This window comes from Bradyrhizobium sp. USDA 4473 (assembly GCF_054063335.1).
Window position 1 is genome coordinate 6,146,736 of sequence record NZ_JBSSGE010000001.1, and the last position, 13,718, is coordinate 6,160,453.

Here is a 13,718-nt window from a genome sequence, read left to right on the forward strand (position 1 = left end):
CCCACTCCGGTAAAGAGACCGTCGTGACAGCAGTTTCACGACGCCGCTCTACCCTACAGGTCCTGCTGCTCTCGGCGGGATTTTTCGTGCTGGTCGCGATCAGCGTGGCCTCGGTCCTGCTGGTCAACAAGGCGCGCGAGGACAACGCCCTGGTCGTCCACACGGTCGAGGTCGAGAACGCGGTTGCCAATCTGCTGTTTGACGTCAGGCGCGCCGAAAGCGCGACCCGGGCGTATCTGCTGACGTCGGCACCGCAATACCTGTCAGAATACCAGTCTGCCGCCGCGGGCCTCCCGGCCACGCTCGGTCATCTGCAGATGATGACCGTCGATAATCCGGTGCAGGTCGCCAACGCCGCGAGGCTGAAGGCCGCCGTCGAACAGCGGCTGGCCGACTTCACCCTCAGCATCGAGCGGGTCCAGAACAACGACGCGGCGACCAGCATCGACGTCCTGCGCAAGGGTACGTCGGGCGATGCGACGGAGGCGATCACGCGGATCGGCCGCGACATGCGCGCCGAGGAGGATCGCCTGCTGGCGATGCGCACCGCAACCGCTGACAGGACCCAGGTGCTGGCGTCGTCCGTCACCATCGCCGGCTCCTGCATGGTGCTGGCGCTCGCCGCCCTCTCGGTCGTGCTGCTGCGGCACTCCTCGCGGGCGCGCGACGAGGCCGAGGCCAAGCTGCGCGACAGCAACGTCAACCTCGAAACCATCGTCGACGAGCGCACCGCGGACCTGCGCGAGGCCAACGAGGAGATCCAGCGCTTCGCCTATATCGTCAGCCACGATCTGCGCTCGCCGCTGGTCAACATCATGGGCTTCACCAGCGAGCTTGAGGAGCTGCGCGGCGACATCTTCAAGCGCATCGCCACGCTCAATCGCACCGCGTCGCTGGCACCGGCGATGCCGGAAGACGCCACCGACGTGGCCGAGCCCGAGCTCGAAGGCTCCGACAAGCAGCTGTCCGACGACTTCAACGAATCGATCGGCTTCATCAAATCGTCGATCGCCAAGATGGACCGCCTGATCAGCGCGATCCTCAATCTGACCCGCGAGGGCCGCCGTGAGTTCAAGCCGGAGCGGATCGATCTGCGCGAGCTGATCGACGGCATCGTCAAGACGGTCGCCCATCAGGCGGTCGAGGCCAATGCGACCGTCGAGGTCGGCACGCTGCCGAATATCGTCAGCGATCGCCTCGCGCTGGAGCAGATCTTCTCCAACCTGATCGACAATGCGCTGAAGTACCTCAGGGACGGCGTTCCCGGCGAGATCTCGATCGAGGGCCGCACCAAGCTGGGCTTTGCGATCTTCGAGGTCGCCGACAACGGCCGCGGCATCGATCCGAAGGACCATCAGCGCATCTTTGATCTGTTCCGTCGTGCCGGAACCCAGGACAAGCCCGGCCAGGGCATCGGACTTGCCCATGTCCGCGCACTTGTGCGCAGACTCGGCGGCACCATGTCGGTAGCATCGGAACTTCACAACGGCAGCACGTTCACGATCACGCTGCCTATCAAATGGTCAGACAAGAACTTAAGCAAGAACCGGGATAAGGCATCATGAGCGATCCAGTCACCATCATCATGATCGAGGACGACGAGGGCCATGCCCGCCTGATTGAGCGGAATATCCGGCGCTCAGGTGTCAACAATGAGATCGTCCCGTTCAGCAACGGTACAGAGGCGGTGAACTACCTGTTCGGCAAGGATGGCAGCGCGGTCGAGCGCAAGGGCCAGGCCCTGCTCATCCTGCTTGATCTCAATCTGCCTGACATGACCGGCATCGATATTCTGAAGCGGGTCAAGGAGAACAAGCATCTCAAGTCGACGCCGGTGGTCGTGCTGACCACGACCGACGACAGCCAGGAGATCAAGCGTTGCTACGAACTCGGGTGCAACGTCTACATCACCAAGCCGGTGAACTACGAAAGCTTTGCCAACGCCATTCGCCAGCTTGGCCTGTTCTTTTCCGTGATTCAGGTGCCGCCAGCTTCGCTATGACCAGCGCAACGCCGACACTGCTCTATATCGACGACGACGCGGCGCTGGCGCGCCTGGTCGAACGCGGGCTGACGCGCGCGGGCTACAAGGTCGTGCACGCCGCAAGCGGTCAGGAGGGTCTCGACCGGCTTGCCCAGGGCGGCATCGACGTCATCGCGCTCGATCAGGTCATGCCGGGCCTCGACGGGCTGGAGACGCTGGAGCAGATCCTCAAGATTGCCGACGCCCCGCCGGTGGTGTTCGTCACCGCCTCGCAGGATTCGGCGATCGCCGTCACCGCGCTGAAGGCCGGTGCGGCGGACTATCTGGTCAAGGACGTCAGGGGCGACTTCATCCCCCTGCTCCAGGTCGCGGTGAACGGCGCGATCCGTCAGGCCGAGATCCAGAGGGCACGCGACGAAGCCGAGGCCGAGGTGCATGCCTCGCGCGACCGCTACGCCGCGCTGGCCGCGGAGCGCGAGGTCCTGCTCCGCGAGGTCAACCATCGCGTCGGCAATTCGTTGCAGATCATCGCCTCGCTGCTGCATCTGCAGGCCAACTCCGCGAGCCAGCAGGACGTCAAGGCAGCGCTGACCAATGCGATGGGTCGGGTCGCCGCCGTCGCGCAGGTGCACCGCCGCCTCTACACCTCGCACGATTTCAAGACGGTGATGCTCAACCAGTATCTCGAAGCGCTGCTCGAGGATCTCAGGCGATCGGCCGAGGGCAACAAGATGTCGCGGCTGACGCTCAACGCCGCCCCGGTCGAGATCGATCCCGACCGCGCGGTCGCGATCGGCATCATCGTCAACGAGCTGGTGATGAACGCGGTGAAATACGCCTATCCGGACGGCGCCGGCCCGATCCATGTCGAGCTGAAGCCGCAGGGCGACGACGTGCAGCTCGCGATCAGCGATGAAGGCGTGGGCTATTCCGACAAGGCCGACCCGCGCGGCACCGGCATGGGCCAGCGCATCGTCGCGGCGATGGCCGCCAAGCTCGACGCCAGCGTCGAGCGCGACCCGGCCCACAACGGCACCCGCTTCGTGGTGCGGTTCGCCCGCGTCAGCCCGGCCCTGGCAAAATCGACGAGCGCCGCCGCGAGCTAGCCGGATTGATCGATTTGTCGCGTTGCCCTTAACGGCTGCGTCACCCTGTCGCTCGATCGCGGCCGCCGGCCCTGACCCATTAAGGGAAATCTCGGCATTGTTTGCCAGGCTTTTCCCCCAACTTGGCAGGAACGGCAGATATGTTCGGGCGCAGGGTGGTTTTCGGAAAGAAACAGGAGACCTTGGGCGACCTCAAGGAGCCCGAGCGTCCGGCACCGAACCGCGACGTCGCGGCGCCTGCGTTTCACAAGAAGCAATGGGACGATCCGCGGATCGGGCCGATGCTGCGTGATGCCGGTTTCGCGCCTGACGACGCCGGCAGCATCGCGCCGACGGCGGACAATCGGCTCGCCGTGTTCGCCGCGGCCAACAAGCGGCTACAGGAGCGCACCGAGGCCTTCAACCGCGACATGACGGCGCGCCACGGCCACTGCAACGCGGTGCCGTTCCTGGTCATCGACCAGAAGATCTGGGACGGGCCGCATGGCGCGTTTCTCTACGCGCAGATGGATCTGATCGGCTACGACGAGTGGAACGTGATCATGCTGGCGTCAGATCCGCAGACCACGGCGTCATGCGGCCTGGCCGGACATCCCGGCTTCCTCCCGGCCCTGACGCAGACCATGATCGAGCATGTGATCGAATGGAAGGCGCGGCACAATGCCCTGCTCGAGACGTTCGGAATCGTCGCCTCCGGTGATCGCGACATCCCACACGATGAATATGAGATGGAAAAAGACACGCTGCGCCGGGAGATCATCGACAAGGTCGGCTGGATGAAGCGGCGCATCATCGACGACCTGCTGCTCAGGGGCTAGCGTCACGCGCCTTCCCGAACGCCTCAATCGTGCCGGTCGCGGTGCCGCCGCGTGCGATACGGCCGGCAATCCTGACAGGGCGCGCCGAAGATCACCTGCGAGGGATACGGCCGCGCCGAGTGATAGGGCGTCGAGCCGAACAGGCCGGCCGCGCCGAAGCCCGCGCTGAAGGGATCGGCGGCAAAGCTGCCCGGAAACGAGCCGTTGCTGCGGAAATCGCGATCGTCATTCCTGCCGTCGAAATACGCACCCCCGGTGCTGCCGTAGCGCAGCGGCCGTTGCGGCGCCAAGTCCTGAGCAGAGGCAGCAGCCGTGCCAAGCGCGATGGCGGCGCAGGCGATCAGTGCTCTGGTGGCGGTCATCGTCCAGGTCCTCATTGCGGATTGGTCCCCCAGTCGCCTTTCCAGGCGATCAGACGCCCCTTGCCGAATTGCAGATAGAGCCCGTCGCTCCGCCGCGACAGCACGCTGCCCCTGACATTGGGCAGCGCCACGAACAGCTCGTTGCCCCGCGTGCCGCGAACGTAATTCAAGGGAACACCGAGCGACTGGCTGGCCTGGTCGGCACTCATGCCGAAGGCCAGCGGCACGCTGTTCGGTGGTCGCTGCTGCGCGCGGACCGCGCCGGCGGGCGCGCCCAGCGCGACGATGAGGGGCAAGAGGACCATGACGAAAGCTGTGACGAACCGCTGCATGACCGACCTCATGGCACTGCCGCCGCGAGCGTACCGGCGGGCGTCCAGCCGCCGCCGAGCGCCTGGAACAGGCTGCTCGCCGCCAGCAGCTTGTTGAGCCTGACCGTGACCAGGTTGTTCTCGGCGGTGAACAGCGTCTGCTGCGCCTGCAGCACCGTGATGAGATTGACCGTGCCGCCACGCAATTGCGTCTCGGCGACCTCGAATGCCTTGCGCGAGGCGGCGACGACGTCGGATTGCAGGCGCTCCTGCAACGTGTACTTCTGCAACGCGATCAGCGCCTTCTCGACATCGGCGAAGGCCGACAACACGGCCTTGCGATAGGTCTGCAGGTATTGCAGTTGCTGGCCCTTGGCGAGCTTGAACTGGCTCTCCAGCAGGAAGCCGTCGAACAGCGGCTGGGTCAGGCCGGCGGCCAGCGTGTAGTACCAGGCGCCCGGCGCGAACAGCGAGGCCAGCGCCGCGCTCTGGAAGCCGGTGGTGCCGGTCAGCTGGATCTGCGGGAAGAACGCCGCGCGCGCCGCATCGACGCTGAAATTGGAGGACGCGAGCTGCGCTTCGGCCTGACGGACGTCAGGCCGCTGGTAGAGCAGTTCCGACGGCAGCCCGGGCGTGACCCGCGGTACGGCGATCTGCGTGGTACTGCCGCCGCGGACCTTGAAATCGGCCGGCGCCCGCGCCACCAGCACCGCGAGCGCCGCGGTGTTCTGCCCGACCGTCACCTCGAGCGGCGGGATCGCGGCACGCTGCGTGGCGACCAGCGCCTCCTGCTGCGACAGGTCGAGCTGCGAGGCGGTGCCGCCGGCGAATTGCGACTTGATCAAAGCCAGGATGCGCTCGGCCGCCGCCAGGTTGCGGCGGGTGACCTTGATCTGATCCTGTGCGGCCAGCACCTGGAAATAGGTATTGGCCACCGTCGCCATGGTGGTGAGCGCGACCACCTCGCGATTGTAGCGGGCGCTGGTGGCGCTCTCTTCCGAGGCCGACAGCGTCGCGCGGTTCTTGCCCCAGAAATCGACGATGTAGCTCGCGCTCAGTCCGAGGCTGTACTGCGAGAACGTGCTGCCCGCGGCGAGCGACGAACTCGATCCCGCCGCCACCCGCTGGCTCTCGGCATTCGCCGATCCGGAGATCGACGGCAGCAGCGCGGCGCCGGACACCCCGACCTGGGCGTCGGCCTGCACGATCTGGGCGATCGCCACCGCGATATCGAGATTGTAGAGCTGCGCGGATTCCATCAGCCCGGTCAGCTCCGTCGAGCGGAAGCCGCGCCACCAGGCCAGCGCCGGAACGGCCGCGTCCGCATCGCCCTTGGCCGCGGTCTTGTAGCTCGCCGGCACTTCGAGACTGAGCTCGGGTTTCTCCACCCCGGGGATGCAGCCGGACAGGCCGACGCCCAGCCCGAGGCCGAGGCCGACGAGCGCCGCCCCGCGCAGGAACCGGACCGGCTTTCGCAATATTTCAAGACTTCGCAACGCTGCACCTGTCGGCATTTACGCGCCCGGTTGAAGTGAGGAGCCCGGCATCCGCATGGCGCCGCCGCGGCGAACGCGCAGGGCCCAAAGGCGAAAGCGGTCGAGATAGAGATAGATCACGGGCGTCGTGTAGAGCGTCAGGACCTGGCTCAGGATCAGGCCGCCGACGATGGCGATGCCGAGCGGCTGCCGCAGCTCGCCGCCGTCGCCCATGCCGATCGCCAGCGGCACGGCGCCGAGCAGCGCGGCCATCGTCGTCATCATGATCGGACGGAAGCGCAACAGGCTGGCCTCCCTGATCGCCTCGAGCGGCTCGAGCCCGCGCCCGCGTTCCGCCTCGAGTGCAAAGTCGATCATCATGATGGCGTTCTTCTTCACAATGCCGATCAGCAGGATGACGCCGATCAGCGCCATGATACTGAACTCGGTCTTGAATGCCATCAGCGCCAGCAAGGCGCCCACACCTGCCGAAGGCAGTGTGGACAAGATGGTCAGCGGATGGACGTAGCTCTCATAGAGCACGCCGAGCACGATGTAGATCGTGATGATCGCGGCCAGGATCAGGAACGGCTGGTTGTTGAGCGAGTCCTGGAAGGCCTTGGCGGAGCCCTGGAAGGTGCCCCGGATCGTCGCCGGGACGCCGATCCGGTTCATGGTCGCCTCGATGCTGGTGACCGCGGTGCTCAGCGACACGTTCGGCGGCAGGTTGAACGAGATGGTGTTGGCGACCAGCAGGCCCTGGTGATTGACCGCCAGCGGCGTGGCGCCCTGCTTGAAGGCCGCGACCGCCGAGAGCGGGATCATGGTCTCGCTGCTGGTCGAGACCGCCGACCCGGTCGAGGCCGCGCCCTTCCCGGTCGAGCCGATCGAATTGGTGGCCTGGTTGCGCGCGGCCTGGGCGTTGGCCGAACTGGTTGCGCTCGAGGTTCCCGGCGCCACCACGGTGCCCGCCACCGCGTTGGTCGATTGCGACCCGCCGACCGATGCGCCCGAGGTGCTGATATAGACGTCCTTCAGCGTCTCCGGGTTCTGCCAGTAGCGTGGCGCCACCTCCATGATGACGTGGTACTGGTTGCGCGCGACATAGATCGTCGACACCTGGCGCTGGCCGAAGGCGTCGTAGAGGGTATTGTCGATCTGGCTGACCGTGATGCCGAGCCGCGCTGCGGCGTCGCGGTCGATCACGAGGTCGGACTCCAGGCCCTTGTTCTGCTGGTCGCTGTTGACGTCGGCGAGGTTCGGATCGCGCTGCAAGGCTGCCGCGATCTTCGGCGTCCAATCGTTGAGCTCCTCCAGCGTCGAGCCCTGGAGCGTATACTGATACTGCGCGTTCGACGCCCTGCCCCCGACCCTGATGTCCTGCACCGCTTGCAGGAACAGGGTCGCGCCGGGCACCACCGACATCTGGCGGCGCAGCCGCGCGATCACGCCGTCGGCGCCGAGCTTGCGCTGATCGAGCGGCCGCAGCGACACGAACACGAAGCCGGAATTGGTCTGCCCGCCGCCGGTGAAGCCGACCACGGTCTCAACAGCCGGATCGCGCTTGATGATGCCGACGAACTGCGCGAGCTTCTGCTGCATCAGCTGGAACGACACGCTCTGGTCGGCCTGGATCGAGCCGACCAGCCGGCCGGTGTCCTGCTGCGGAAAGAAGCCCTTCGGGATCACGACGTAGAGATAGCCGGTCAGGGCGATCGTGACGAAGAAGATCAGCACGACGCTCAGCGGATGTTCGAGCGCGCCGGTCAGCGTCCTTCGATAGAAGCCCAGCATCGCATCGAAGAAGCGTTCGCTGAGCTGATAGAGCTTGCCGTGACCACCGCTGTGCGGCCGCAGCAGCACCGCGCACATCATCGGCGTCGTCGCCAGCGAGACCGCCAGCGAGATCAGGATCGAAATCGAGATCGTCACGGCGAATTCGCGGAACAGGCGGCCGATGATGCCCGACATCATCAGGATCGGGATGAACACCGCGATCAGCGAGATGCTCATCGACAGCACGGTGAAGCCGACCTCGTTGGCGCCCTTCAGCGCCGCCTCGAGCGGGCTCAGGCCCTGCTCGATGTATCGGGTGACGTTCTCCAGCACCACGATGGCGTCGTCGACCACGAAGCCGGTCGCCACGGTCAGCGCCATCAATGACAGATTGTCGAGGCTGTAACCGAACAGGTACATCGCCCCGAAGGTCGCGACCAGCGACACCGAGACCGCGACCACCGGGATGAAGGTGGCGCGTGCGCTGCGCAGGAACGCGAACACCACGATGACCACCAGCAGCACCGCGAGGATCAGCGTTCGCTCGACATCCCTGAGCGAGGTACGGATGGTGGTCGAGCGGTCCACCGCAAGGCCGATGTCGATCGCCGGCGACACCGACGCCTGCAGCTGCGGCATCAGCGCCTTCACCAGGTCGACGGTCGAGATGATGTTGGCGTTGGGCTGGCGGTAGAGGATGACCAGCACGGCCGGCTTGCCGTCGGCCAACCCGGCATTGCGCAGATTTTCCACGCCGTCGGCCACCTCGCCGACGTCGGAGAGATGGACCGGTGCACCGTTGCGGTAGGCCACGATCAGCGACCGGTAATCGTCGGCCTTGTTGGCCTGGTCGTTGGCGTAGACCTGGTAGCGCTGCTCGCCGACATCGATGCCGCCCTTGGGGCTGTGGGCGTTGGCGTTCGACAGCGCCGCGCGCACGTCTTCCAGGCCGATGCCGTATTTGTAGAGCGCCTGCGGGATCAGATCGACGCGGACGGCAGGGAGCGAGCTGCCGCCCACCACGACCTGGCCGATGCCCTCGACCTGCGACAGCTTCTGCGCCAGCACCGTGGAGGCCGCATCATAGAGATCGCCGCGCGTCAGCGTGTCGGACGTCAAGGTCAGGATCAGGATCGGCGCGTCGGCCGGATTGACCTTGCGGTAGGTCGGATTGCTGCGCAGGCTGGTCGGCAGATCGGCCCGCGCCGCATTGATCGCGGCCTGCACGTCGCGCGCCGCGCCGTCGATGTCACGGTTGAGGTTGAACTGCAGCGTGATCCGGGTCTGCCCGACCGAACTCGACGACGTCATCTCGCTGACGTCGGCAATCTGGCCGAGATGCCGCTCCAGCGGGCTTGCCACCGTGGTCGCGACGTCCTCGGGGCTGGCGCCGGGCAGCGTCGCCTGCACCGAGATGGTCGGAAAATCCACTGCCGGCAGCGGCGACACCGGCAGCTTGAAGAACGCCACGATGCCGGCCGCCGCAAGCCCGAAGGTCAACAGCGTGGTGGCGACCGGCCGACGGATGAATGGCGTTGACGGACCCATGGCTCAACGCGACCCGCTCGCCTCGCCGACCGCGTCCGCCCGCCCGGCGAACCGCAGCGCCAGTCGATCGAACCAGAGATAGATCACCGGCGTCGTGAACAGGGTCAGCAGCTGGCTCACCAGGAGGCCGCCGACGATCGAGATGCCGAGCGGATGCCTGAGTTCGGAGCCGGCGCCGCTGCCGATCATCAGCGGCAGCGCGCCGAGCACGGCTGCCATCGTCGTCATGATGATCGGCCGGAACCGGAGCAGGCAGGCCTGGTAGATCGCCTCCCGCGGCGGCTTGCCCTCGTTGCGCTCGGCATCGAGCGCGAAGTCGATCATCATGATCGCGTTCTTCTTCACGATGCCGATCAGCAGGATGATGCCGATGATCGCGATGATCGTCAGATCCTGCCCCGCCATCATCAGCGCCAGCAACGCGCCGATGCCGGCCGACGGCAGCGTCGAGAGGATGGTCAGCGGATGGATGAAGCTCTCGTAGAGCACGCCGAGCACGATATAGACCGTGATGATCGCCGCCAGGATCAGGAACAGCTGATTGGACAGCGAGGACTGGAAGGCCAGCGCCGCGCCCTGGAAGCTCGTGATCATGCCGAGCGGCTGGTTGATGTCGGCCTGCGCCTGCTTGATCGCGGCCACCGCGCCGCCGAGCGAGGCGCCCGGCGCGAGGTTGAACGAGACGGTTGCCGACGGGAACTGGCCAAGATGCGAGACCTGCAGCGGCGCGGTCTCCACCCGCATCTTGGCCATGACAGACAGCGGCACCGGCGTCGTGCCCACCGATGACGGCAGGTAGATCGACGACAGCGAATCCAGCGAATTCTGCAGCGACGGATCGGCCTCGAGGATGACGCGATACTGGTTCGAGTTGGTGAAGACGGTCGAGACGATGCGCTGGCCGTAGGAATCGTACAGCGCGTTGTCGATCGTCGCCGGCGTGATGCCGAACCGCGCCGCCTGGTCGCGGTCGATGTCGACGAACACCGACAGCCCCTGCGCCGAGATATCGCTGGTGACGTCGCTGAGCTCGGGCAATTCGCGGAGCTTGTCGACCAGCTTCGGCGTCCATTCCGCGAGCTCGTTCGGATCGGCGTCCTGCAGGATGAATTGATACTGCGTGCGGCTCACCGTGCCCTCGATGGTGAGGTCCTGCACCGGCTGCATGTAGAGCGCGATGCCGGTCAGTTCCGCGGTGCTCGCCTTGATCCGGTCCATCACCGTCGACACATTGGCCTTGCGCTGCTCGTGCGGCTTCAGGTTGATCAGGATGCGGCCGCTGTTGAGCGTGGTGTTGGTGCCGTCGACGCCGATGAACGACGATAGGCTCTCGACGTCAGGATCTCTGAGGATCGCGCTGGCGAGCCGCTGCTGCCGCTCGGCCATCGCCGCATAGGACACCGATTGCGGCGCCTCGGAGATCGCCTGGATCACGCCGGTGTCCTGCACCGGGAAGAAGCCCTTGGGGATCACGACGTAAAGCAGCGCGGTCAGGCCAAAGGTGGCGAGCGCAATCAGCAGCACGAAGGTCTGGCGATCGAGCACCCAGTTCAGCATCCGGCCGTAGATCGCGATGACATGATCGAAGCCTTCCCGGCTGAGCCGCTGGAAGGTGTTCTCGCGCGCCATGCTCTCCGGCTTCAGCAGTTTGGCGCAGGCCATCGGCACCAGCGTCAGCGACACCACGGCGGAGATCAGGATCGTGACCGACAGCGTGATGGCGAACTCGCGGAACAGGCGGCCGACCACGTCGCCCATGAACAGCAGCGGAATCAGCACCGCGATCAGCGATACCGTCAGCGAGATGATGGTGAAGCCGATCTGCTCGGAGCCGCGCAGCGCCGCCTCGAGCGGAGATTCGCCCTCCTCGATGTAGCGCGAGATGTTCTCGATCACGACGATGGCGTCGTCGACCACGAAGCCGGTTCGCGATCGTCAGCGCCATCAGCGACAGGTTGTTGAGGCTGAAGCCGAACAGATACATCGCGCCGAGCGTGCCGACCAGCGACAGCGGCACCGACAGGCTCGGGATCAGCGTGGCCCGGGTCGAGCGCAGGAACACGAAGATGACCAGCACGACCAGGATCACAGCCAGCGACAGTTCGTATTCGACGTCGCGCACCGAGGCCCGGATCGTGATGGTCCGGTCGGTCAGGATGTTGAGGTCGATCGCGGCCGGCAGTGTGGCTTGCAGCTGCGGCAGCAGGTCCTTGATGCCCTGCACGACCGAGATGACGTTGGCGCCGGGCTGGCGCTGGATGTTGAGGATGATCGCCGGCGTCTCGTTCATCCAGGCGCCGAGCTTGTCGTTCTGCGCGCCGTCGACGACGTTGCCGACGTCGCTGAGGCGGACCGGCGAGCCGTTCTTGTAGGCGATGATCAGCGAGCGGTAGTCGCTGGCGTTGCGGATCTGGTCGTTGGCATTGATGGTATAGGCGCGCATCGCGCCGTCGAAATTGCCCTTCGGCGTATTGACGTTGGCGTTGCCGAGCGTGGTGCGGAGATCGTCGATGTTCAGCCCGTAGGCCGCGAGCTTGCGGATGTCGGCCTGGATCCGCACCGCAGGGCGCTGGCCGCCGCTGATGCTGACGAGGCCGACGCCGGGCAGCTGCGAGATCTTCTGCGCCAGCCTTGTGTCGACGAAGTCCTGCACCTGGGTCAGCGGCATGGTCTTCGAGGTCAGGCCAAGCGTCAGGATCGGCGCGTCAGCCGGATTGACCTTGGCGTAGATCGGCGGGGCCGGCAGGTCCGTCGGCAACAGATTGCCGGCGGCGTTGATCGCGGCCTGCACCTCCTGCTCGGCGACGTCGAGCGAGATCGACAGGCCGAATTGCAGCGTGATGACGGAGGAGCCGGCCGAGCTCACCGAGCTCATCTGGTTCAAATTCGGCATCTGGCCGAACTGCACCTCGAGCGGCGCGGTCACCGACGAGGTCATCACGTCGGGGCTGGCGCCCGGATAGAAGGTCTGCACCTGGATGGTCGGATAGTCGACCTCGGGCAGCGCCGCGACGGGCAGGAAGCGGAACGCCAGCATGCCCGACAGCATGATGGCGATCATCAGCAGGGTCGTCGCCACCGGCCGCAGGATGAATGGCCGCGACGGGTTCATTTCTTCTGCCCGTCCTCGGACCGCTTGTGGTGGCCGCCGCCGGGATCGGTGCCGTCCTTGCCGTCACCCTTCGCAGTCCCGTTCGCGGCACCCTTGGCATCCCCCTTGGCCGCAGCGGCCGGGTTCGCGGCGTCGGCGGCGGAACGCACCACGATCTTAGCGCCCTCGCGCAGCTTGTCGGCACCGTCGATCACGACGCGATCGCCGGGCACCAGCCCCGACAGCACCTCGACACGGTCGCCGTCGGTGACGCCGATCTTCACCGGCCGCACCGAGACCGTGCTGTCGGCGTTCACGAGATAGACGAAGGTGCCGGGGACGCCGCGCTGGATGCCGGCGGTCGACATCGTGGTGGCGTCCTTGTGGGTATCGAGCAGCAGGCGGACGTTGACGAACTGGTTCGGATACAGCGTGCGATCGCCGTTCTCGAACTGCGCGCGCAGCTTGATCGTGCCGGTGGTCGCATCGATCTGGCTGTCGAAGGTCTGCAGCGATCCGTCGGCGAGCTTGTTGGCGCCGCTGCGGTCATAGGCCGCCGTCGGCATCACGGCGCCCTCCTTCAGTCGCTTCTTCACCGCCTGCAGATTGTCCTCGGGCAGCGTGAACAGCACGCTGATCGGCTCGAGCTGCGTGATCACGACGAGGCCGTTGGTGTCGCCCGGCGTCACGTAATTGCCGAGGTCGACCTGGCGCAGTCCGACGCGGCCGTTGATCGGCGACACGATGTGGCAATACGCCAAGTTCACTTCAGCCGATTTCACGGAGGCACGGTCGGCTTCCACCGTGCCCTGATACTGCGCGACCAGCGCGATCTGGGTGTCCAGCGTCTGGTGCGGCACCGCGTTCTGGGTGGCGAGGCCCTGGTAGCGCGTGAGGTCGACCTGCGCACCCTTGAGCTGCGCCTCGTCGCGCGCCAGCGTGCCCTTCGCCTGCGCCAGCGTCGCCTCGTAAGGCCGCGAATCGATCTCGGCGATCAGGTCACCCTTCTTGGCCTCATCGCCCTCCTTGAAATCGATCTTCATCAGGTAGCCGCTGATCTGGCTCCTGATCGTCACGGTCGCGAGCGACGTCACGGTGCCGAGCGCATTCAGGCTGACGCCGATATCGCCCTTGCCGACCGTCTCCGGCACGATCGACATCGGCCCGGCGTTGCGCCCGCCTCCGGCCTGCTGTGGCGCGGCCTGCTGCCGCGTCCACCAGACGATGCCGGCAAGCACCGCCAGCAC

At 66.0% G+C, this 13,718-nt stretch carries 10 protein-coding genes and 1 pseudogene; 4 read left to right on the top strand and 7 right to left on the bottom strand.

What is annotated here, in order from left to right:
• Positions 1-23 precede the first annotated feature (23 nt).
• From ACVW17_RS29070 to ACVW17_RS29085, 4 genes are all read left to right on the top strand, one after another.
• The gene (locus ACVW17_RS29070; protein WP_456798163.1) at positions 24-1,565 is read left to right on the top strand and encodes a sensor histidine kinase; all 1,542 of its coding nucleotides are present in this window, start codon (positions 24-26) and stop codon (positions 1,563-1,565) included.
• The gene (locus ACVW17_RS29075; protein WP_456755058.1) at positions 1,562-2,002 is read left to right on the top strand and encodes a response regulator; all 441 of its coding nucleotides are present in this window, start codon (positions 1,562-1,564) and stop codon (positions 2,000-2,002) included. The genes ACVW17_RS29070 and ACVW17_RS29075 overlap by 4 nt, the downstream gene beginning before the upstream one ends.
• A complete protein-coding gene (locus tag ACVW17_RS29080; RefSeq protein WP_456755059.1) occupies positions 1,999-3,090 on the top strand; it encodes a sensor histidine kinase in 1,092 nt (363 codons plus the stop codon). Before ACVW17_RS29075 ends, ACVW17_RS29080 begins: the two co-directional genes overlap by 4 nt.
• A gap of 140 nt (positions 3,091-3,230) precedes the next feature.
• Positions 3,231-3,908, top strand: coding sequence for a hypothetical protein (locus ACVW17_RS29085; RefSeq protein WP_456798164.1), 678 nt, complete (start codon positions 3,231-3,233; stop codon positions 3,906-3,908).
• Positions 3,909-3,931: 23 nt separating this feature from the next.
• On the opposite strand, the gene ACVW17_RS29090 is transcribed toward ACVW17_RS29085, so the two are convergent.
• The 7 genes and pseudogenes from ACVW17_RS29090 to ACVW17_RS29120 form a co-directional block, all read right to left on the bottom strand.
• A complete protein-coding gene (locus ACVW17_RS29090) occupies positions 3,932-4,270 on the bottom strand; it encodes a BA14K family protein (RefSeq protein WP_456798165.1) in 339 nt (112 codons plus the stop codon).
• 11 nt (positions 4,271-4,281) lie between these two features.
• Positions 4,282-4,602, bottom strand: a complete 321-nt coding sequence (locus tag ACVW17_RS29095) for a hypothetical protein (protein WP_456798166.1) — start codon at positions 4,600-4,602, stop codon at positions 4,282-4,284.
• An 8-nt stretch (positions 4,603-4,610) separates the two neighbouring features.
• Positions 4,611-6,095: an efflux transporter outer membrane subunit gene (locus tag ACVW17_RS29100; RefSeq protein ID WP_456755063.1), complete on the bottom strand. Its 1,485-nt coding sequence runs from the start codon at positions 6,093-6,095 to the stop codon at positions 4,611-4,613.
• Positions 6,096-9,380, bottom strand: a complete 3,285-nt coding sequence (locus tag ACVW17_RS29105; RefSeq protein WP_456755064.1) for an efflux RND transporter permease subunit — start codon at positions 9,378-9,380, stop codon at positions 6,096-6,098.
• Positions 9,381-9,383: 3 nt separating this feature from the next.
• Positions 9,384-11,297, bottom strand: coding sequence for an efflux RND transporter permease subunit (locus ACVW17_RS29110; protein WP_456798167.1), 1,914 nt, complete (start codon positions 11,295-11,297; stop codon positions 9,384-9,386).
• 70 nt (positions 11,298-11,367) lie between these two features.
• Positions 11,368-12,492 (bottom strand): annotated as a pseudogene (locus ACVW17_RS29115) (efflux RND transporter permease subunit); the annotation flags it as partial.
• Positions 12,489-13,718, bottom strand: a complete 1,230-nt coding sequence (locus ACVW17_RS29120; protein ID WP_456755066.1) for an MdtA/MuxA family multidrug efflux RND transporter periplasmic adaptor subunit — start codon at positions 13,716-13,718, stop codon at positions 12,489-12,491. The pseudogene ACVW17_RS29115 and the gene ACVW17_RS29120, both read right to left, overlap by 4 nt.